Source organism: Amycolatopsis sp. (genome assembly GCF_025464955.1).
Classification (GTDB): Bacteria; Actinomycetota; Actinomycetes; order Mycobacteriales; family Pseudonocardiaceae; genus Amycolatopsis.
Map to the genome: position 1 here is coordinate 1 of NZ_JAODNM010000073.1, position 20,748 is coordinate 20,748.

19 protein-coding genes and 1 pseudogene are annotated in these 20,748 nt (G+C 72.6%); 3 read left to right on the forward strand and 17 right to left on the reverse strand.

Translation table 11 applies throughout. The features are described 5' to 3' along the window. The 4 genes and pseudogenes from JWQ81_RS16560 to JWQ81_RS16575 all read right to left on the reverse strand — a co-directional run. Nucleotides 1-391 (reverse strand): annotated as a pseudogene (locus JWQ81_RS16560) (hypothetical protein); the annotation flags it as partial. Nucleotides 392-694: 303 nt separating this feature from the next. Next, complete coding sequence (locus JWQ81_RS16565; protein WP_297542407.1) at nt 695-1,630, reverse strand: bifunctional riboflavin kinase/FAD synthetase; 936 nt, start codon at nt 1,628-1,630, stop codon at nt 695-697. A 36-nt stretch (nt 1,631-1,666) separates the two neighbouring features. Next, nucleotides 1,667-2,575 carry a tRNA pseudouridine(55) synthase TruB gene (truB, locus tag JWQ81_RS16570; protein ID WP_297542409.1) on the reverse strand — a complete coding sequence of 303 codons (909 nt, stop codon included), beginning with the start codon at nt 2,573-2,575 and terminating at the stop codon, nt 1,667-1,669. Between the two features lie 11 nt (nt 2,576-2,586). Then, nucleotides 2,587-3,246, reverse strand: coding sequence for a response regulator transcription factor (locus JWQ81_RS16575; RefSeq protein WP_297542479.1), 660 nt, complete (start codon nt 3,244-3,246; stop codon nt 2,587-2,589). Nucleotides 3,247-3,364: 118 nt separating this feature from the next. Here JWQ81_RS16575 and JWQ81_RS16580 point away from each other — a divergent pair, with 118 nt between their 5' ends. Beyond that, nucleotides 3,365-4,801: a cation:dicarboxylase symporter family transporter gene (locus tag JWQ81_RS16580; protein ID WP_297542411.1), complete on the forward strand. Its 1,437-nt coding sequence runs from the start codon at nt 3,365-3,367 to the stop codon at nt 4,799-4,801. A gap of 16 nt (nt 4,802-4,817) precedes the next feature. Next, on the forward strand, nt 4,818-6,527 hold the full coding sequence (locus tag JWQ81_RS16585; protein WP_297542413.1) for an ATP-binding protein: 1,710 nt from the start codon (nt 4,818-4,820) through the stop codon (nt 6,525-6,527). Here the strand turns inward: JWQ81_RS16585 and JWQ81_RS16590 are convergent. From JWQ81_RS16590 to rimP, 9 genes are all read right to left on the reverse strand, one after another. Beyond that, a complete protein-coding gene (locus JWQ81_RS16590; protein WP_297542415.1) occupies nt 6,457-7,839 on the reverse strand; it encodes an MATE family efflux transporter in 1,383 nt (460 codons plus the stop codon). The genes JWQ81_RS16585 and JWQ81_RS16590 overlap by 71 nt on opposite strands. A 7-nt stretch (nt 7,840-7,846) precedes the next feature. After that, on the reverse strand, nt 7,847-8,518 hold the full coding sequence (locus JWQ81_RS16595) for a methyltransferase domain-containing protein (protein ID WP_366942299.1): 672 nt from the start codon (nt 8,516-8,518) through the stop codon (nt 7,847-7,849). Nucleotides 8,519-8,597: 79 nt separating this feature from the next. Beyond that, nucleotides 8,598-9,644, reverse strand: coding sequence for a DHHA1 domain-containing protein (locus tag JWQ81_RS16600; protein WP_297542417.1), 1,047 nt, complete (start codon nt 9,642-9,644; stop codon nt 8,598-8,600). Beyond that, complete coding sequence (gene rbfA, locus JWQ81_RS16605) at nt 9,641-10,102, reverse strand: 30S ribosome-binding factor RbfA (protein ID WP_297542419.1); 462 nt, start codon at nt 10,100-10,102, stop codon at nt 9,641-9,643. The genes JWQ81_RS16600 and rbfA overlap by 4 nt, the downstream gene beginning before the upstream one ends. 25 nt (nt 10,103-10,127) lie before the next feature. After that, complete coding sequence (locus JWQ81_RS16610) at nt 10,128-10,424, reverse strand: DUF503 domain-containing protein (RefSeq protein ID WP_297542481.1); 297 nt, start codon at nt 10,422-10,424, stop codon at nt 10,128-10,130. Between the two features lie 70 nt (nt 10,425-10,494). Continuing rightward, on the reverse strand, nt 10,495-13,545 hold the full coding sequence (infB, locus tag JWQ81_RS16615; RefSeq protein WP_297542421.1) for a translation initiation factor IF-2: 3,051 nt from the start codon (nt 13,543-13,545) through the stop codon (nt 10,495-10,497). A 130-nt stretch (nt 13,546-13,675) separates the two neighbouring features. Continuing rightward, a complete protein-coding gene (locus JWQ81_RS16620) occupies nt 13,676-13,987 on the reverse strand; it encodes a YlxR family protein (protein WP_297542422.1) in 312 nt (103 codons plus the stop codon). Between the two features lie 23 nt (nt 13,988-14,010). Further along, entirely contained in the window at nt 14,011-15,060 is a 1,050-nt protein-coding gene (gene nusA / locus JWQ81_RS16625; RefSeq protein WP_297542424.1) for a transcription termination factor NusA, read from the reverse strand. Then, entirely contained in the window at nt 15,057-15,602 is a 546-nt protein-coding gene (gene rimP, locus JWQ81_RS16630; RefSeq protein ID WP_297542426.1) for a ribosome maturation factor RimP, read from the reverse strand. Before rimP ends, nusA begins: the two co-directional genes overlap by 4 nt. A 111-nt stretch (nt 15,603-15,713) precedes the next feature. On the opposite strand from rimP, the gene JWQ81_RS16635 reads away from it, so the two are divergent. Continuing rightward, entirely contained in the window at nt 15,714-16,613 is a 900-nt protein-coding gene (locus JWQ81_RS16635) for a DUF4439 domain-containing protein (RefSeq protein WP_297542428.1), read from the forward strand. A 69-nt stretch (nt 16,614-16,682) separates the two neighbouring features. Here JWQ81_RS16635 and JWQ81_RS16640 read toward each other — a convergent pair whose 3' ends face one another. The 4 genes from JWQ81_RS16640 to JWQ81_RS16655 are packed head-to-tail and all read right to left on the reverse strand — an operon-like array spanning nt 16,683 to nt 20,625. Continuing rightward, nucleotides 16,683-17,366: an anti-sigma factor gene (locus JWQ81_RS16640; RefSeq protein WP_297542430.1), complete on the reverse strand. Its 684-nt coding sequence runs from the start codon at nt 17,364-17,366 to the stop codon at nt 16,683-16,685. 31 nt (nt 17,367-17,397) lie between these two features. Then, nucleotides 17,398-18,426 carry an aminotransferase class V-fold PLP-dependent enzyme gene (locus JWQ81_RS16645; RefSeq protein WP_297542432.1) on the reverse strand — a complete coding sequence of 343 codons (1,029 nt, stop codon included), beginning with the start codon at nt 18,424-18,426 and terminating at the stop codon, nt 17,398-17,400. A gap of 41 nt (nt 18,427-18,467) precedes the next feature. Beyond that, on the reverse strand, nt 18,468-19,121 hold the full coding sequence (locus JWQ81_RS16650) for a GPP34 family phosphoprotein (protein ID WP_297542434.1): 654 nt from the start codon (nt 19,119-19,121) through the stop codon (nt 18,468-18,470). Nucleotides 19,122-19,131: 10 nt separating this feature from the next. After that, nucleotides 19,132-20,625 carry a glycosyltransferase family 39 protein gene (locus JWQ81_RS16655; RefSeq protein ID WP_297542436.1) on the reverse strand — a complete coding sequence of 498 codons (1,494 nt, stop codon included), beginning with the start codon at nt 20,623-20,625 and terminating at the stop codon, nt 19,132-19,134. Nucleotides 20,626-20,748 lie beyond the last annotated feature (123 nt).

Sequence of the window (20,748 nt, forward strand, 5' to 3'; positions counted from 1 at the left end):
CGGCCCGCGCAGGGCCGGGAGCAGGTGCGCCGGCACCGTGCGCGAGGTCGGAGTTCGGGGCCCACCGGGGCTCCCGCCACTGCAGGCCGGCGGCGTTCACCTCGGCCAGCAGCCCGTCGACCCCCTCCGGGCCGACGTCCACCCGGCCGCCGGCGCACCTCTCGTCGAGCAACATCATCCGGCTCAGCACCGCCGGGTCGCCGATCTTCACCCGGCGCGCACTGATCAGCTGGCTGAGCATGGCGGGGCTGATCCCGAGGGTGGCGGCGAGGCGGGCCTGGCTGATCCCGAGCGCCCGGGTCAGGTGGTGGACGCGCTCGGCCAGGGGCACACCGTAGAGCGCTCGCTGCCGCTCCCGGTTGACGACGAGCTCGGGCCGGTCGGTGGTCACGACCCGGATCGTCGCAGCCGGACCCCGCGTCCCGTGGCCGAACGGGGAAACTGACGTGCCCTCCCCGGAGACCTCTGCTCTGCGCACACCCACGCACCGCCCCCGGCGCATGACGACCGGATCTCCATGATCGGCACGCCGCCTGCGGGCACCGGGCCGGGGACGGGCTCTGCCCCAGAACAACGGAGCCCACCGCGAGATGCCGGGCGAATGATCACCTCGTCCCTCGGGCGTCGCGAGCCCGGAGGGGTGCGTAGGTGTGCGCGCAGCAGTGGGCGCGCGGCAGCACCCACGGCCGGGGGGCTACGGGTACAGGAGGGTGCGGGTGTTCTTCACGTCGTCCGTCATCTGCGCGATCAGCGGCTCGATCCCGTCGAACCGCTCCTGGCCGCGCAGGCGGTGGGCGAACTCGACGGAGACCTCGTGGCCGTAGAAGTCCTCGTCCACGTCGAGCACGTAGGCCTCGACGGTGCGGACGCGGCCGGAGAACGTCGGGTTCGTGCCCACCGAGATCGCCGAGGGCAGGCGGCGGTCGCCGATCAGGAACCAGCCCGCGTAGACGCCGTCCGCGGGCAGCGCGGCGTAGGGCGTGGTCGCGATGTTGGCGGTCGGGAAGCCCAGCTCGCGACCCCGCCTGTCCCCGTGCACGACCACCCCGTCGATCCGGTGCGGCCGGCCGAGCGCGGCGGCCGCGGCGTCGACGTCGCCCGCGTCGATGCAGGACCGGACGTAGGTGGAGGAGAAGGTGATGCCGCCGTGGTCCGAGTCGATGATCAGGTCCAGGCCGTCGACCTCGAAGCCGAAGCGCTCTCCCAGCTTGCGCAGGGTGTCCAGGTCCCCGGCGGCGCGGTGGCCGAAGGTGAAGTTGCTGCCCACCACGACGACCGCGGCGTGCAGCCGGTCCACCAGCACCTCGTGGGCGAACTCGGCGGGCTGCATGCGGGAGAGCTCGGGGGTGAACGGGATGACGCAGAACGCGTCCGCGCCCGCCTCGGCCACCAGCTCGGCCCGGCGGCTGAGCGAGGTCAGGGCCGCCGGATGGGACCCGGGGCGGACCAGCTCGGCGGGATGCGGGTCGAACGTCACGACGACGCTCGGCAGGTCCCGCTCCCGCGCCCGGCTGACCGCCCGCGAGATCAGCTGTTGATGACCGCGGTGCACACCGTCGAACACCCCGACGGTGACGACGCTGCGGCCCCACCCGGACGGGACGGCCTCGAGTCCACGCCAGCGCTGCACACCCGTGAGCCTACGCAGACCGCGTGCGGGGCGACCTCAAGACCCGGCCGGAGCGAGCACGACCAGCGGGCGCGCGGCGCCCTCCCGGTCCGCCATCAGCGCCAACGCGCGCCCGTCCGGGTCGAAGACGCCGTAGGTCCCGTCCAACCCGGCCGGCGGCAGGGACTTCCCGTACGAGACGTCCGTGGCCCCCGACGTGTCGACGTCCCGGCGCGGGAACGCGGTCGCCACCGCCTCGTCGAGGCCCAGGGACAGCGCCGGGTCCGCCTCGAGCTGCTCCAGCGTGCGGGCGTGGGTGAGGTCGAACGGCCCGACGCGTGTGCGGCGCAGCGCGGTCAGGTGCCCGCCGACGCCCAGGCCCGCCCCGAGGTCCCGGGCCAGCGCGCGGACGTAGGTGCCGGACGAGCAGCCCACCAGGACGTCGAGGTCCAGGAAGCCCTCGACGTGGCGCACCGCGAGCAGCGTGAACGCGGACACGACGACCGGGCGGGCCGGGAGTACGACGTCCTCGCCTGCCCGGACCCGCTTGTACGCCCGCTCGCCGTCGATCTTGATCGCGCTGACGGAGCTGGGCACCTGCTCGATCGCCCCGGTCAACGGCGCCATCCCGGCCCGGACGGCCTCCTCGGTGACGGCCGTCGCGTCGGCGGTCGAGAGGACCTCGCCCTCGGCGTCGTCGGTCGTGGTGGCGGCGCCGAGCCGGATCGTCGCCGTGTACTCCTTGGTGTCCAGCGCGAGATGCCCGAGCAGCTTGGTGCCGCGCTCGACCCCGCAGACCAGCACACCGGTGGCCATCGGGTCCAGCGTCCCGGCGTGGCCGACCTTGCGGGTGCGCAGGATCCGGCGCAGCCGGGCGACGACGTCGTGCGAGGTGAGACCGCCGGGCTTGTCGACGACGACGAGGCCGGGCGGGACGGCGGGGCCGGAGGGCCGAGATGCGGGCACGACGCGCGAACCTACCGGTCCAGCCGGTAGCCGACGCCGCGCACCGTCACGATCGCCCCCGGCCGGCCGAGCTTCGACCGCACCAGCCCGACGTGCGCCTCCAGGGTCCGCCGCGCGCTGGCGTCCACGCTCCCCCACACCTCGTCGAGCAGCTCGTCGCGCGCCACCACCGCGCCCTCCCGCCGGGCCAGCGCCGCGAGCAGGTCGAACTCCTTGCGCGCCAGCGTGACCGGCACCCCCGCGACGGTCACCGAACGCCGCGACAGGTCCACCTCCACGTCCCCGGCGACGACCGTGGGCGCCACACCGAGCCCGCGGGTGCGGCGCAGCACGGCGTCGATCCTCGCCAGCAGCTCCTCGACCAGGAACGGCTTGACGATGTAGTCGTCCGCGCCGCTGCGCAGCCCGCGGATCCGCGCCTCCACCGCGCCCCGCCCGGTGACGGCCAGGATCGGCACCCGGGAGATCTCGCGGATCCCGCGGCAGACGGCCAGCCCGTCGCGGTCCGGCAGGCCCATGTCCAGCAGCACGACGTCCGGCTCGTCCGCCGCGACGGCGGTGAGCGCGGCGCCGCCGGTCGTCACGTGGCGCACGCGGAAGCCGCCCTCGGACAGGGCCCGGCGCAGTGCCTTGCCGAGCACCTCGTCGTCCTCGACGAGCAGAGCGCGCACCGCCACGGACCTCCGTAGTGCAGAACCTCAACAACCGCCCAATTATGAGGGTCCAAGGACTGACATGACCCCGGTCACGTCCCTACCGTTCCGTCAACCGACGTCGAGGAGGACGATCATGGCTCAGGTCGCCAGCGAAACGACCACCACCACCGCTCCGAGACGACGGAAGCGGTTCTTCACCCAGCTCTGGTTCTGGGTCATCGTGGGCATCGTCGGGGGGATCCTTCTCGGCCTGCTCGCCCCGGGCGTGGCCAAGGAGACGAAGTGGCTCGCCGACGCCTTCGTCCAGATGATCAAGGTGATCGTCGGGCCGGTGATCTTCTGCACCGTCGTCGTCGGCATCGCCTCGATCGGCAGCCTGGCCCGCGCCGGCGGGCTCGCCACCCGCGCGCTCGGCTACTTCCTCGTCGCGACGGCTGTCGCGCTGACCCTCGGGCTCACCGCGGCCAACGTGTTCGCGCCGGGTGCCGGCTTCCAGGGCACGCCGTCACAGGCCCAGCTCGACGCGGCGCAGAAGCAGATCGGCGCCGGCCAGACGGACTCGGGCATCGTCGCGTTCATCACGAACGACCTGCTGCCGAAGAGCTTCCTCGGCCCGTTCGTGGACAACAAGGTCCTGCAGGTCCTGGTGCTGGCGATCCTCACCGCCTGCGCGGTCAGCGTGCTCGCCGCGCCGATGCGCACGCGGATCGTCGGCGCGATCGACAGCATCGCGAAGGTGATCTTCGGCATCATCAAGCTGATCATGTGGGCCGCCCCGCTCGGCGCGTTCGGCGGCATGGCCTACACGGTCTCCGCGTTCGGCGCGTCGTCGCTGGGCAACCTCGGCGCCCTGATGCTCGTCTTCTGGGGCACCTGCATCGTGTTCGTGGTCGTGGTGCTCGGCGCCGTCTCCGCGTGGGCCGGGTTCAACGTCCTCAAGGTCATCCGGCTGATCAAGGACGAGCTGCTGATCATCCTCGGCACCTCCTCGTCGGAGTCCGTGCTGCCCCGGCTGCTCACCAAGCTGGAGTCCGCGGGCGCCTCGAAGCAGACCGTCGGCCTGGTCATCCCGACCGGCTACTCGTTCAACCTCGACGGCACCTGCATCTACCTGACTCTCGGTGCGCTCTTCATCATCCAGGCCGGCGGGGAGACCCTGCCGATCGGTGCGCAGATCGGCCTGGCCCTGCTGATGGTGCTGACCTCCAAGGGGGCTGCGGGCATCACCGGCGCCGGACTGATCACGCTGTCGGCGTCGCTGTCGGCGTTCGGCGGGCAGTTCTTCACCCCGGAGGCGATCGCCGTCGGCATCGCGGTGATCATCGGCATCGACCGGGTGATGAGCGAGGGCCGGGCCCTGACCAACTGCATCGGCAACGTCGTCGCCACCCTGGTGATCGCCCGCTGGAACGGCGAGCTCGACCGCGAGCGGCTCGCCGCGGTGCTCGACGACCCGACGCTGGTGGCGGCGGACATGGACGCCGAGCACGGCAAGGCCGCCGACGAGGACCAGGTCGCCACCACCGACGAGCCCGCGGACCGCGAGCTCGCCACCTCCACGGGCCGCTGACCGGTATACACGCCGTGTGAACGGGATCCGTCGGAACAGCCGGCGGCGGGGCTCGCGCCTCGCCCGCCGGCTGTTGTCGTTGCAACTGGTGACGGTGCTGATCACCGTGGGCGGGATGGCCACGCTCGGGGTGTGGGGCGCGCGCGAGGTCGAGACGGACGCCGCCGAGCGGCTCACCCGGGCGACCGCGACGTCCGTGGCGACGGACCCGCAGGTCATCGCGGCCGTGGCGGCGGGTGGGGACCCGTTCGTCGTCTCCCGCACGATGCAGCCGCTGGCCGAACGCGTCCGGATCGCCACCGGCACCGCGTTCGTCGTGGTGATGAACCCGCAGGGCATCCGCTACAGCCACGCCGAGCCGGACCGGATTGGCGGTGTCTACGTGGGCTCGACGGCCGAGGCGCTGGCCGGGCAACCCCACAGCGAGCACTTCCTCGGCACCCTCGGGCCGTCGATCCGGACCGTCGTGCCCGTGGTCGACGGCGGCCGGGTCGTCGGCCTGGTGTCCGTCGGGGTGCTGGAGAACCGGATCAGCGCCCTGGTGTGGCGGGAGCTGCCCTGGATCCTGCTGGTCGCCGCGGCCGCGGTGGTGCTCGGCGGCGTGCTCGCCTGGCTGCTCGCCCGCCGGGTTCGGCGACAGACGCTGGGCCTCGAGCCGGAGGAGATCGCCGCCGCCTACGCCCACCACGACGCGGTGCTGCACGCGGTCCGGGAGGGCCTCGTCGTCCTGGACCCGGACGGCCGGGTGGTGGTCGCGAACGCGGAGGCGAGAAGGCTCCTCGGCTGGGAGGGCGCCGGCGTCGAGGGCCGGCGGCTGGCCGAGCTGGGCGTCGACCCCGCGTTGCGGGCGGTCGTCCGGCCCCCGGAGTCCGACGGGTCCGTCGACGTCCGGGACTCCCTCGCCCTCGCCGGGGAACGCGTCCTGCTCGTGAGCCGCACCGCCGCCGGAGAACGGGCGGGCGCCGGGACCCGCGTCGTCACGCTCCGGGACCGCACCGAGGTCGCGGACGCGCTCCGCCAGCGCGACGCGGCGCGGGACCGCGCCCGCGCGCTGGCCGGACAGGCCCACGAGTTCGCCAACCGGATGCAGACCGTGCTCACGCTGGTCCAGCTCGGGGACACGGCGGACGCGCTGCGGGCCGGCACCACCGCGCTGGACCGCACCCGCGGGCCCGCGGAGGCGGTCCTCGCCCAGGTGCAGGACCCGGTCCTCGCCGCGGTGCTGGTGGACAAGGCGTGGGTCGCCGCGGAGCGCGACGTCGCGTTCACCGTCACCGACACCACGGAGGACGGGACGACGACGGCCGCGTCCCCCGACGATCTCGTCACGCTCCTGGGCAACCTCGTCGACAACGCCCTGGACGCCGTCACGACCGGACGGGAGTCGGACCCCACCGCCCCCGCCGAGGTCCGCGTCCAGCTGGCCACCGAGGACGACCGGCTGGTCCTCGAGGTCGCCGACACCGGCCCCGGCGTCCCGCCCGACGCCGGGGAGGACATCTTCGAGCACGGCTTCTCCACCAAGCCCGCAGCGCCCGACCGGCCGCGCGGGATCGGCCTGGCCCTGGTGTCCCGGGTCGCGCGGCGGCTCGGCGGCACCGTGGACCTGAGGCCCGGCTCTCCCGGCACGGTGTTCACCGTCCGGATCCCGGCGGTCAGGCCCGGACCGCTCCCGTCACCGCCCAGCGTCCCGACCGCGTCCGCAGGCCCACCGCCACCAGCCTGATCAGCATGAACAGGCTCAGCCCGGTCCAGATCCCGGCGAGGCCCCAGCCGAACACGAGCGAGATCCAGATCAGCGGGAGGAAGCCGGCGGCCGCGGCGAGCAGCGTCGTCGTGCGGAGGAACGCCGCGTCCCCGGCGCCGAGCAGCACGCCGTCGATCGCGAAGACCACTCCCGCGATCGGCTGCAGCGCGGTGAAGAACCACCAGGCGACCGGGACGGCGGCGAGCGTCGCCAGGTCGGCGGTGAACACCCGCGGCAGCACCGGGTAGAGCGCGGCGAACACCACCGCGAACCCTATCCCCAGGATCAGCCCGTAGCGGGTGACCTGCTTCGCCACCGCCTTCGCCCGCTGCGCCCCGCCCGCCCCCAGAGCCGCCCCGACCAGGGACTGCGCGGCGATCGCCACGGCGTCGAGCACGAGCGCCTGGAAGTTCCACAGCTGCAGGACGATCTGGTGCGCGGCCACCGAGGGCGCACCGAACCGGGCTGCGACGGCCGTCGCGGAGAGGAAGCAGGCCTGGAACGCGGCGGTGCGCAAGATGAGGTCCCGGCCGAGCCCGAGCTGGGCCCTGATCAGCGACGGGACCGGCCGCAGCGGCACCGGATCGGCGTGGGGGGCGGCCCTCCGCTCCTTCGCGAGGGCGGCCAGGAACAGACCTGCGACGACGGCCTGGGCCATCACGTTCGCCACCGCCGAGCCCTCCAGGCCCCAGCCGGGCCAGGACCCTGTGCCGTGCACCAGGAACGGGCACATCAGGGCGGAGAGGCCGTTACCGGCCAGCACGTACCGCATCGGCCGCACGGTGTCCTGGACGCCGCGCATCCAGCCGTTGCCGGCGAGCGTGACCAGTACCAGCGGTGCGCCGAACAGCGCGATCCGCAGCCAGGAGACGGCCGACGACGCGATCTCGCCGCCGTCGCCGAGGGCCTGCGCGACCGGCCCGGCGACGAGCTGCCCGACCGCGAGCACGACGAGCCCGACGGCCAGCGCGAGCCACGTCGCCTGCACGCCCTCCCCGACGGCGGCCGACCGCCGGCCGGCGCCGTGCAGGCGGGCCGCGCGGGCGGTCGTGCCGTAGGAGAGGAAGTTCAGCTGGCTCGTGACCTGGGTGAACAGCACCCCCGCGACGGCCAGCCCGGCCAGCGGGACGGCCCCCAGCCGGCCGACGACGGCCGTGTCCACCAGCACGTAGAGCGGCTCCGCCGCCAGCACGGGGAGCGCGGGCAGGGCGAGCCGCAGGACGCTGCGGGCCGGGAGCGGACCGTCGGCCTCCGGGTCGTGCGGGTCGGTTCGGTGGTGCGGGTCGGTCACCCCGGGATCATCCCCCGGCGATCGCCCGGGGCGCGGACACTCCCCCGGCCACCCGGGGGCGGCGGCAGATGTAGGCGAAGGCGGGCGGCAGGTTGCGCCAGACCGTGCGGGTGACCACGACCTCGTCGAACACCTCGTACAGCAGGCGGCGGAAGCGCCGCGCCGGCGGCAGGACCATCGTGTAGGTGTAGGCGAAGGTGACGAACGCCCCGTTCGGCGCGAGGACGCCGGCGGCCTCGTCGAGGATGTCGCGCTGCGTGGCCCGGTCGAACAGCGACCACGGCAGCCCGCTGATCACCGCGTCGGCGGCCGGGACGGTCCGCTCCGCGAGCAGGGTGGACAGCGTGAGGGCGTTGCCCTGCACCACCTCCAGCCCGGGGCGGGTGCGGCGCAGATAATCCGCCATCCCCCGGTCCAGCTCGACCGCGAGGTGCCGTGCGCGCGGCGGCTGCCGTTCCTCGATCGCGGCGCTGATGGCGCCGGTCCCGGGCCCCAGCTCGACGACGACGGGGGCGCCCTCGGTGGGCACGACCGACGCGAGCAGCGCCGCGAGCTGCGGGGAGCTCGGGGCGACCGCCCCGATCTGACCGGGGCGGCGGAGGGCCGCGAGCAGAAACGCGTGGTGGGGGGAACGGAGTCGGGGCAGCGTGGGGCAGGTCAGGGCGGGCTCCGGGGTCACAGGGTCCTCCTAGGCTCTGCACACGGTAGCGACGCCAGGTGAGATCCACCTGAGAGAGGCGCGGCGGGCAAGGCGGGGGTCAGCCGGTCACGGCGGTGAGCGCCGCCCGCAGCGCCGCCCGGACCTCCGTGAGGTCGCCGTCCCGCACGGCGCCGGCGGCGTCGTGGTGCCCGCCCCCGCCCAGCGCGACGGCCACGGCGGACAGGTCCACGGTGCCCTTCCCGCGCAGCGACAGCGCCCAGCGACGCGGGCCGACCTGCTTGAACACCGCGGCGACGTCCGCCTCCGCGGCGGTCCGCAGGTGGCCGACCACGCTCTCGACCTCCTCCTGGCCGAACGCCGAGACGACGGCGGCCGGGACGGAGGTGTGCACGAGGCCCCGCCCGCCTGCCGCGTCCGGCTCCAGCCGGGCGTCCGCGAGGAGGCCGGCCAGGGCCTGCAGCCAGGTGAACGGATGGGTGTCGACGATCCGCCGGATCAGCGGCTCGACCTCCACCCCGGCCTCCACCAGCTCGGCGGCGAGGCGGTGCGCACCGGGGCCCGCGGTGCGGAACCCGACGGTGTCCGTGGCCAGCCCCGCGTAGAGGCAGCGGCCGACGACGGCGTCCAGGGGCTCGCCGAGCGCGGCGAGCACCCGGCGCACGAGCATCACGGTGGCCTCGGCGGTCGGGTCCAGCACGCGCACCGTCCCGAACCCCGGATTCGACGCGTGGTGGTCCACCAGGATCGACGTGCCCGCGGTGTCCAGGAGGCCGGCCAGCGAGCCGAGCCGCCCGATGTCCGCGGTGTCGCAGGCGACGAGGACCTCGGGGGCCGCGGGGACCTCGGCGGCGGGCACGAGCAGGCCGTACTCGTCCAGCGAGCGCAGCGACTCCGGGACCCGCTCGTCACCTCCGGACGTGGCGCCGAAGGAGACGGTCACCCGCACGCCGCGCCGGTGCAGCGCGATCCCGAGGGCCAGCGCGCTGCCGAGCGCGTCCGCGTCCGGCTGCACGTGGGCGAGCAGGACGACCTCGCGGGCGTCCCGCAGCACGTTCGCGGCGCCGGCGACCGAAGCCTCGAGGGCCGCGGCGCGGATCCCCTGCCCCACCGGGGACACCACCCGGGTGGTGGTCGTGGCCGTCACTCGACCTCGTCGCCGTCGTCCCCGCGCTCACGCGGGGCGCGGTAGGGATCGGCCTCCCCGGCCGGGCGGGCGCCCGCGGCGAGCCGGGCCACCTCGGCGTCGGACTCGCGGGTGCGGGCGAGGAGCTCCTCCATCCGCCGGGCCTCGTCGGGCACCTGGTCGGCGACGAACGCGAGGCTCGGCGTATGCCGGATGCCGGTCTGCTGCCCCACCGTGGAGCGCAGGACACCGGTCGCGCTGGCGAGCGCCGCGGCGGCGCCCGCGAGGTCCGGCGCCTCGTCCACGGAAGGACCGAGGACCGTGTAGTAGACGGTCGCTTCCCGCAGGTCACCGGTCACCCGGCTGTCGGTGATCGTCACCATCGTCAGGCGCGGGTCCTTGATCTCGTGCTCGATCGCGTGCGCGACGATCTGCGAGATCCGCTTGGCCAGCCGGCGCGCGCGGCTCTGGTCCACCATGGCGCGTACTCCCTGTCGTCCTTCGTCAGTCGTCCTCGGGGCCCAGCATCCGGTGCCGCGCCGAGAGGAGTTCGAGTTCCGGGCGGGCGGCGACGAGCCGCTCGCACGAGTTGAGCACCGCGGTGACGTGGCCGGGGTCCGCAGCGACGCAGGACACCCCGATCAGGGCGCGGCGATGGAGATCGAGGTGCCCGGCCTCGGCGGCCGACACCTCGTACTTGCGCCGCAGCTCGGCCACGACGGGCCGGACCACGGAGCGCTTCTGTTTCAACGAGCGCACATCCCCGAGGAGAAGGTCGAGCTCGAGGGCCCCCACGTACATGAAGCCACCGTAGGCGACACGGGTGCGCAGCCCCATCGGGATGGGGCTGCGCACCCGACATCACGTGCGATCAGGCGCGGGGCTTCTCGCGCATCTCGAAGGTCTCGATCACGTCACCGACCTTGATGTCGCTGTACGTGCCGAGGGTGAGACCGCACTCGTAGCCCTCGCGGACCTCGACCACGTCGTCCTTGAACCGCCGCAGCGAGCTGATCGGCAGGTTCTCGGAGATCACGACGCTGTCCCGCAGCAGGCGGCCGCGCGCGTTGCGGCGGATCTCCCCGCCCATCACGAGGCAACCGGCGATGGTGCCGAACTTGGAGGACTTGAAGACGTCGCGGACCTCGGCGCGGCCGAGCTCCACCTCCTCGTACTCCGGCTTCAGCATGCCCTTCAGGGCCGCCTCGATCTCGTCGATCGCCTGGTAGATCACCGAGTAGTAGCGGATCTCCACGCCCTCGCGGTTGGCCAGCTCCGTGGCCTTGCCCTCGGCACGGACGTTGAAGCCCATGACGATGACGTTGTCCGCGATGGCGAGGTTGATGTCGCCCTCGGTGATGCCACCGACGCCGCGGTGGATGACGCGCAGTTCGACGTCCTCGCCCACGTCCAGCTTCATCAGGGCGTCCTCGAGGGCCTCGACGGTACCCGAGTTGTCACCCTTGATGATCAGGTTGAGCTGGTTCGTCTCCTTGAGCGCCGCATCGAGGTCCTCGAGGCTGACGCGCTTGCGACGGCTCGCCAGCTCGGCGTTGCGCTCACGAGCGCGCCGCCGGTCGGCGATCTGCCGCGCGACCCGGTCCTCGTCGACGACGAGGAACGTGTCACCCGCACCGGGCACCGACGTGAAGCCGATGACCTGCACCGGACGCGACGGGGTGGCCTCGATGATGTCCTCGCCGTGCTCGTCGAACATCCGCCGGACACGCCCGGAGGCGTCTCCCGCGACGATCGAGTCGCCGACGTGCAGCGTTCCGCGCTGCACCAGGACCGTGGCCACCGGGCCGCGGCCGCGGTCGAGGTGCGCCTCGATCGCGACACCCTGGGCCTCCATGTCCGGGTTGGCCCGGAGGTCCAGAGCGGCGTCCGCCGTGAGCAGGATCGACTCGAGGAGCTGCTCGATGTTCGTGCCCTGCTTCGCGGAGATGTCCACGAACATCGTGTCGCCGCCGTACTCCTCGGCGACCAGCCCGTACTCGGTGAGCTGCTGGCGGATCTTGGCGGGGTTGGCCCCCTCCTTGTCGATCTTGTTGACCGCGACCACGACCGGCACGTTCGCCGCCTGGGCGTGGTTGATCGCCTCGACCGTCTGCGGCATGACGCCGTCGTCGGCCGCGACCACGATGACCACGATGTCCGTGGCGTTCGCACCACGAGCACGCATGGCGGTGAACGCCTCGTGACCCGGGGTGTCGATGAACGTCACGAGACGCGGGTTGCCCTCGAGCTCGGTCTCGATCTGGTAGGCGCCGATGTGCTGGGTGATGCCACCGGCTTCGCCCTCGCGCACCTTCGTCTTGCGGATCGTGTCGAGCAGGCGGGTCTTACCGTGGTCGACGTGACCCATGATCGTCACGACCGGCGGCCTGACCTGCAGCTCCTCTTCGCCACCGGCGTCGTCGCCGTAGGTGATGTCGAAGGTCTCCAGCAGCTCGCGGTCTTCTTCCTCCGGGCTGACGACCTGGACGACGTAGTTCATCTCGCCGCCGAGCAGCTCGAGGATGTCGTCGGACACGGACTGCGTCGCGGTGACCATCTCGCCGAGGTGGAAGAGCACCTGCACCAGCGAAGCCGGGTTGGCGTCGATCTTCTCGGCGAAGTCGGTCAGCGAAGCGCCACGCGGCAGGCGGATCGTCTCGCCGCTGCCCTTGGGCAGGCGAACGCCGCCGACGCTGGGCGCCTGCATGTTGTCCATGTACTCCATGCGCTTCTGGCGCTTGGACTTGCGGCCCTTGCGAGCGGGACCGCCCGGACGACCGAAGGCACCAGCGGTACCGCCGCGGCCACCGGGGCCACCACGACCGCCGCCGCCACCACGGAAGCCACCGCCACCGGCAGGGGCGCCACCGCCACCACCAGGACCGCCGCCACCGGGACGGAAACCGCCACCGGCACCGCCACCGGGACCGCCGGCACCGGGACGGAAACCGCCACCGCCGCCACCGGGGCCGCCACGACCGGCGGGACCGCCACCAGGGCCGCCACGACCAGCGGGACCGCCACCGGGCGCGCCGCGACCGGCACCACCAGGGCCGCCACGACCGGCGGGACCGCCACCGGGACGGGGCGCGGGCCGACCGGGCATCATGCCCGGGTTCGGCCGCGGGGGCATGTTGCCCGGCGTGGGCCGGTTGCCACCGGCGGCACCGCCACCGGGACGCGTCCCGGCGGGACGCTCGTTCGCGCCGCCACCGGGACGCGGCGGCCGGTCACCGGCGCCGCCACCCTGCTGCTGACCGCCACCGCCGCCACCGGGGCGGGTGCTGCCGGGACGCGGCGCGGGCGAACCCGAACCGACGCCGAAGGGGTTGTTGCCGACACGCGGGGTACGCGGGCCGGGTTTCGGGCCAAGCGGCTTGGGGCCCTGGGGCCTCGGCGGCACGACGGAACCACTCGAGGGGGTGGCCGGTGCCTGTGCGGCAGCGGCCGGCTTCTCCTGCGCCGGCGGCTGGGCCGGCGCTTCCTGCTGGACCGGCGCGGGCGGGGCGACAGGCTCCGCCTTGGCGACCGGGGCAGGCTGCTCGACCGGAGCCGCAGCCGGCGCCGGGGCAGGCGCGGCCGGAGCCTTCGGACCGGGGCGCGGGCCGGGGCGCATGCCACCGGGACGCGGACCCTGCGAAGCGGGTGCCGGGGCTGATCCGGCTGCAGCCGGCGCGGCGGCCGAAGCCGCGGAACCGTTGCTTGCCGGAGCGGCCGGGCGGGCCGACGGGCCGGGGGTCGGGGTGGGCTTCGCGCCGCCCTTACCCGGGTAGGCGTCCCTCAGCCGGCGGGCCACGGGGGCCTCGACGGTCGACGACGCCGATTTCACAAATTCGCCCTGCTCTTTGAGCTTGGCGAGAACATCCTTGCTGGTGACTCCGAGCTCTTTCGCGAGCTCATGTACTCGGGCCTTGCCTGGCACAGCTCTCCTCATCTGGGGAGGCCGGCGGCAGACCCGCAGACCTCGTCCTATTGTCGCGCGTTCATGTTCTCAGCTTCACGGCTGACTCATGACGGGTCGACCTGCTTCCTGATTCCTGATGGACTCGGGGCTATCCCTCGTCCGCACTATCCCGCTGCTCGAAAAACCGGCGCGCACCTTGCGCGTCGAGTGAACCTGTGACCCGAAGGGCCCGGGGGAACGCCCGGCGACGCTCGGCCTTGGCCAGACATCCGGGTTCGGGGTGCAACCACGCGCCCCTGCCCGGCAGCCGCCGACCTTCGTCGACGACCAGCTGTCCGTCCACCGCGACCATGCGCAGCAATTCCGCGGCCCGGACCCGCTGGCGACATCCCACACATGTGCGAACCGGAAATTCCCGGTGTGCTGGGGGTGTGGAACTCCGCAACGGGCTCTGGGCCACTGACGAGTCTAGCCCGTCGCCCCTCACTCAGCCGAACCGGTTGTCGCCGCGCGCCTCGAATCGCCCGCGTGGTCTTCGTCACCCGCCGCCGCGGCGGCCACCGCCGCGTCGCTGCGGATGTCGATCCGCCAGCCGGTCAGCCGCGCGGCGAGCCGCGCGTTCTGGCCTTCTTTGCCGATGGCCAGCGAAAGCTGGAAGTCCGGGACCACCACGAGGGCGGCCTTCGCCCGCTCGTCGACCACCGTGACGGAGATAACCTTCGCGGGCGACAGGGCATTCCCGACGAAGCGGGCCGGGTCCTCGGAGTAGTCGATGATGTCGATCTTCTCGCCGGCCAGCTCGCTCATCACGTTGCGGACGCGGGCGCCGACCGGGCCGATGCAGGCACCCTTGGCGTTGACCCCGGCGACCTTCGAGTGCACCGCGATCTTCGAGCGGTGGCCCGCCTCGCGCGCGACCGCGGCGATTTCGACCGTGCCGTCGGCGATCTCGGGTACCTCCAACGCGAACAGCTTGCGCACGAGGTTCGGGTGCGTGCGCGACAACGTGATCTGCGGACCGCGGTTGCCGCGGGCCACGCCGACCACGTACGCCTTGATGCGCTCGCCGTGCTCGTAGCTCTCGCCCGGTACCTGCTCCGCTTGCGGCAGCACGCCTTCGACGTCGCCGACCTCGATGATGACCATGCCGCGGGCGTTGGCGCGGGCATCGCGCTGGACGACACCGGCGATGATCTCGCCCTCCTTCGCGGAGAACTCGCCGAAGGTGCGCTCGTGTTCGGCGTCACGCAGCCGCTGCAGGATCACCTGGCGAGCGGTGGTGGCCGCGATCCGGCCGAAGCCCTCAGGGGTGTCGTCCCACTCCTCCGCGGTTTCGCCGTTCTCGTCGAGGGTGCGGGCGAGCACGCGGACCAGGCCGCTCTTGCGGTCGATGTCGATCTTCGCGAGCGGCTGGTGGCCCTCGGTGTGCTTGTACGCGGTGATCAGCGCGGTTTCGATGGCTTCGATCACGGTCTCGAAGGGGATGTCCTTGTCCCGCTCGATCGCGCGCAACGCGGCGATGTCGACGTTCACTTCGACTCCTCCTTCGGTTCCGTCTTTTCGTTGGCTTCTTCGTTGGCTGCTTCATCGGCTTCGAGCAGTTCCAGATCGCCCGCGGGGGCAGGCTTGAATTCTATTTCGATCAGCGCCTTGGCGACCTGCGCGTAGTCGAGGTCGCGGAGCTCGCCGTCGACGAGGATCCGCGCGCCTTCGTCACCGCTGCGACCGACCCGGCCGACGAACTCGGCGCCGGCGACCGGGGTGACCCGCACCAACCGGAGCTTCGCGCGGCGCCAGTGCCGGGGCTTGGCGAGCGGGCGGTCCAACCCAGGGGAAGTGACTTCGAGGGTGTACGCGTCGGCTAGGACGTCTTCGTGCTCGTCGAGCACCGCCGACACCGCGCGGCTGATCTCGGCCACCTCGTCCAGCCCCACGCCGTCGTCACCGTCGACGACGACTTTGACCAGCTGACGCCGGCCGGCCTGCTGCACCTCGAGCGAGTCGAGGTCGAAACCCGCGGCCGTGACGGCTTCGGCCACGAGGGGCTCGAGCCGGGTGGCGAGTTCGTTGGGCACGTTGGAGCTCTCCTGTTCGGGCTGTGGTCATGAGTGGTCAAGCCTATCTGGTGGTCCGTCAAGAACGCGCGAGCGTCGGCGCTCACACCCCGCCTGGCAGGATGGACCGACGTGACCGGAAGATCGAACGAGCTCAGCAGGCGCCGCATACTGCGCGCGGGAGCACTGGCGGCGCTGGCCGCTCCCCTGGTGTCCGCGTGCTCCGCGGGTGTCGACGAAAACCCCGACCCGCTGGCCGCCCTGCTCGCGCAGGCCCAGGCGACAGCCGGGGCGGCCGCGGGCCAGGCGGCCGCCGCCACCGCGCTCACCGGCCAGGTCGCGGCGCTGAAGGCCGAGGTCGACCGCTTGAACCGGCCCAAGGCCGCGACGCCGTCCACCCCGACGGCCGGCGGGATCAAGGGATCACTGGCCGCGTTGCGCAAGCAGGCCACGACGCTGCTCCCGAGCCAGAGCGCGTACCGCGCCGGTCTGGTCGCTTCGGTCGCCGCCGGCTGTGCCGGACTGCAGCGCGTCACGGCCGCACTCGGCCCCGGAGACGACGCCGGGTCCCTCGACGCGCTGGCCACCACCAAACTCACCGGTGCGTCCGTCGACGCCGTCCAGCAGGCACTCGCCGCCGAATACGCGGCGATCTGGATTTACGGCCTGGCGACGGCGTACCTGCCGGGCGACTACGGCAACGCACTGACCGCGGGCTCGGCCGAACACCAGCAGCGGCGCGACCTCTGCGAACGGGCGCTGACCGCGTCGGGGGCCACCCCGGCCGCCCCCGAAGCCGCGTACGTCCCGCCGAAACCGGTCACCGACGGCCCGTCGGCGATGGCCGTGATCGCGACCGCTGAGGGGGACGCGGCATCGGCCTGGCTCGGCGTGGCCGGCCGCGCGGGCGACTCCACGCTCCGCGCGCTGGCAGGCGAGGCGCTCATCGCCTGCGTCCGGCGCGCCACCCCCTGGCGGATGGAAGGCGGCCAGAAGCCCCCCGTCGAAGCCCTCCCCGGCATGCCCGCTTAGCGACTCGGGGACCCCTGGTACGAATGATTCGTACCAGGGGTCCCCCGAGTCGGATCGCGAAGCGCAGGGTCAGGGGCGCAGCGCGGAGGACAGGTGCAGGGCGGCGGCGGTGACCTTCGCGAGGGCGACCTTGTCGGGGTGCTGGTCGAGGAACTTCGCCAGCACGATGGTGATGCTGTCACCGCTGACGCTCGACTGGTACTGCCCGGCTTCGTCGCTCAGTTTCAGGCCGCCCTTGGTCTTGTACGTGCCGTCCTTGACCAGGTCGGTGACGTTGCCGGTGCCGTCCGTGTCGGTCAACGTCTTGAGCTGGTCGGCCTTCGCCGCGTCCGGCATCGTCACCAGCACGACGGACACCAGCACCGGCCGGCCGTCGGACTTCCCGGTGTAGATCGCGCGGGAAAGCCGCTTGCAGTTGGTGTCGTCGAAGAACTGTTTCGTCTTGCCGTAGGACTTCGCCACGCAGTCGGTCGCCACGACCGGGCCTTCGGCCAGCACGAAGTCATACCCCGCGGTCGGCGACGGCTGCTGGTCGGCCACCGGCGGCGGGTCGGTGTGCACGATGAGATACCACAGCAGCCCGGAGACGACGGCGATCGCGACCAGGCCCGCCCCCTTGACCGCACGCCCCGGACCGCCGGCCGCCGAGGCAGGCGGAGGGCCTGCCTGGGGGCTCGCCGGGAGACCGTCAGGACCTACCCGCCGTAACGGGGCTGTGTCTCCCGAGCTCCGGGAAAATCGCGCACCAACCACGGGCGCATACGGTAGTTCACCCGGTTCGGGTTCACTCGAACGCGTCCAGGACGAGCTCGACATCGGCCGGTGAGTTGTACAGGTGGAAGCCGAGCCGGATCTTCCCCGCGCGCCTTCCGGCGATCACGCCGGACGCCCTGAGCCGCTCAAACACGGCGTCATCGCCCTCCAGTGCGACGATCGCGCTGTCGCGGGGCGGCAGGCCGAGGCCGGCGAGCACCTTGCCCGCGAGGTCGACGCAGTGCGCGCGCACCGCGGCCAGGTCCAGCGACGCCAGGTAGGGCAGCGCCGCGGCCGCACCGGCCTGGGCGAACCAGACCGGGGACAGGTCCAGCCCCCGCGCGCCACCGGCCAGCCGGAGCGGCAGGCCGTACACCGTCGACCACGGGTCGTCTCCGCCGTACCAGTTCGCGCCGGCCGGGAGGGTGCGCTCGAGCGCGTCCGGCCGCACAGCCAGCCAGGCGGCTCCTCTCGGCGACAGCAGCCATTTGTATCCCGCCCCGACCACCCAGTCCGCCCACGCAAGCCGCAACGGCTGCCAGCCAGCGGCCTGCGTGGCGTCGAGCAGCACCCGCGCCCCCGAAGCCGCGGCGGCCTCTCTCAGTGCCTCGATGTCGACCGCCGACCCGTCCGCGGACTGGACGACGCTCACCGCGACGACGTCGTAGCCGTCGACGTGGGCGGGCAGATCGTCGAGCGGCACCTCGGTGACCGTCACGCCGCGGTGGGCGTGCCCGGCGAACGGAAACGTCACGCTGGTGAACTCGCCCGCCGCCGCGAGCACCCGCGTGCCGTCCGGCGTTCCCATCGCGACGTTCCCGATGAGCTGCGACACCGAAGCGCCGATCGCGACGGTGTCCCCGGGGACACCCACGAGCCGTCCGAAAGCTTCCCGAGCGACGGCGACGGACTCGTCGAAGACCGGCGGGGAATCGCCACCCCGGCGCCAGCGGGACACCGCCTCCTCGACGACGTCGGCCACGTGCGCCGGGGGTATCCCGATGCTCGGGGTGTTGAGATAGCCCGCGGGGACGGCGAAGTCTGCTTCGAAGCTGCGCATACCGCCGAAAGTACGCGGCGGGTCAGCAGTCCGCGACGTCCTCAACCGCCGTTCGCTCCTGCCACCGACGCCGCGCGTGCGGCACGCAGTGCCCGGAACACCCTCCGCAGGGCGGGAATCGCCACTCCCCCGCGATCCTCCAGCTCCTCGAGACGCGCAATGTAGTTCCTGCGGTCACGACCCGAAACGACGCCCCGCAGCTCCACCGCGGCCACGAGCGCGGTGACCGCCGCATCGGCCGGGTCGATCTGCGAGACCGGGCGATCCCCGCGAAGCGTGTGGTCGACCATCGCGTTCAGCCGGGCGACCTCCCCGATTTCCAGGACCGTCGGACGCCGCGAGGAGAACAACCCGAGGACCCTTGTCTCCCATAGGCTGATCACCCTCGCGGCGTCCAGCTGCCGCTCCACTTCGCTCAGGGTGGACCCCGAATCCTCCCGCACCCACGCCTTCCACTTGCGCGGCCGCCCCTCACGGACGCGGAGCAGCAGGTCGTCGAGCGCGGTGTCGTTCAGGGCCTGCCCCGACGAGCCTCGGACGACTCCCCCGTCGTCGGTGAGGCGGCCGCGAAGCAGCAGTTCGGTCAGGGCAGCGGCCTGCACGAGGTAGCCGGCGCGCTTGCGGTCACGCAACCGGCTCCGCTCGACGTCGCAGGCCAGCAAATACACCTTGGCCGGCAGTGAAAGCTCTCTCATTTCGTTCCCCTCACTGGCTTTTCAGCGCGGGACAGCAGGCCGCCCAGGGCTGGTTCCGCCCGTCGTAGCGCCACACGAGCCCTTCCATCACGGGTGTCATCGTGGCGAAGTACGGCTTGAGCACCGCCGGGTCGACGCCGACGAACAGGACACTGTCCGCCGACTCGGGCGGTGGCCCGAAGTACCAGTAGCCGCGGTGTCCACTGTAGACACGGTCGATCCCGTCCGCCCGGCCATAGAACTCGGCCGCGGCGGCGAACGGATAGATGTCGGAGAACACCGCCGTGTGAGCCTTCTCTTCAGGCGAGAGCGCCGCATAGGCCGACCCGGCGACCGTCCCCATCTCCTGCGCCGGCAGCTCACCCTGTGCGAAGGCAGCACCTGAAGTGATGACGCCCCACCGCGTCGGCACCTTGTCCACGACCGACGCCGGATAGATCGGCAGCGCGACCGCGGTGATCAGTGCCGACACCACGAACGCCGGCCACACCACCGCTTTCCACCAGGGCACCAGGTTCCGCCGCCGCAGTTCGACCGCCGCCGCGGCGAACGGCAGCGAGTACACGCTCAGCGCGTAGTACGAACGCCCGTGGGCGAGCAGGAACGTGACGACCAGCGCGACGACAGCCACGCCGAGAAACCGGAACGCCCGCAGCTCCGGCGACCGCAGCAACCTCCAGACGCCGTAAAGAAGAGCGAGGCAGCCCACCCCTGTCCCCGCGCTGAGCACCGCGCCTTCCAGGAACGACCAAGTGCCGGGGAACTCCGCGGAGACGACCTCGCTCATCCGCGCGTACGGCCATCCGTTGGCCGCCTGCCAGACGAGCGTGGGAACCGTCGCCGCCACGGCTATCGCCGCCCCGATCCACAGCTTCGGCCGCCGGAGCAACTCCCTCGGTCCCAGTACCGCCGCGCTGAGGGCCATCAGCGCCCAGAACGCAGGGACGAGGAACTTGGTCTCCAGTGACAACGCCGTGACCAGCCCGGCCCACAACAACGGCCGGTCGTCGCGGACACCGTCGCGGTGCAGCCGCACCCACCGCACCACCAGCCAGAACAGCAGCGTCCACCAGAACGGGTCGAGGACGTACGTCCCCATCCAGTGGCTCAACGTCATCACGCCCGACGTCGCATAGGCACCGGCGGCCATGACCTGCGCGCCGCGCCCACCCCCCAGCTCGCGAGCCGTCACCGCGGTGACCACGACCCCGCCCGCCGCCGCCAGCGTCATCGGCAGCCGCAGTGCCACCAGCGACCCCGGGAACAGCCGGTCCATCCCGCCCGCCAGCAGCGGAATGAGCGGCGGCTGGTCGAAATACCCCCAGTTCAAGTGATCTCGACCAGCCATGACGAAGTACAGCTCGTCGAACCCGTGTGCATAACGGCCGCTGGTGACCAGCAGCAGCACACCGGCAAGCCCGGCGACCACCAGTACGGGCAGCACGGCGAACGCGGGAACGCCGCTCGTCCGTGGTTCCGCGGTTTCGGCCGCCGTCGTTGTCATGTGCTGATTCGATCGTGAACGGCCTATTCGGCGTAAGCGGAGAAGGAGGGCTGCCGGTAGACGAAAGTCGACGATCACCGCGCGGGCCGCAACTTTCGTCGACACGCCGCGACCCGAAGTTGC

Coding starts and splice junctions, on each gene's coding strand:
- JWQ81_RS16610 (WP_297542481.1), bottom strand. CDS start 10,424: ATGTACGTGGGGGCCCTCGAGCTCGACCTTCTCCTCGGGGATGTGCGC.
- JWQ81_RS16650 (WP_297542434.1), bottom strand. CDS start 19,121: ATGAGAGAGCTTTCACTGCCGGCCAAGGTGTATTTGCTGGCCTGCGAC.
- JWQ81_RS16645 (WP_297542432.1), bottom strand. CDS start 18,426: ATGCGCAGCTTCGAAGCAGACTTCGCCGTCCCCGCGGGCTATCTCAAC.
- JWQ81_RS16580 (WP_297542411.1), top strand. CDS start 3,365: ATGGCTCAGGTCGCCAGCGAAACGACCACCACCACCGCTCCGAGACGA.
- rbfA (WP_297542419.1), bottom strand. CDS start 10,102: ATGGTGGACCAGAGCCGCGCGCGCCGGCTGGCCAAGCGGATCTCGCAG.
- JWQ81_RS16655 (WP_297542436.1), bottom strand. CDS start 20,625: ATGACAACGACGGCGGCCGAAACCGCGGAACCACGGACGAGCGGCGTT.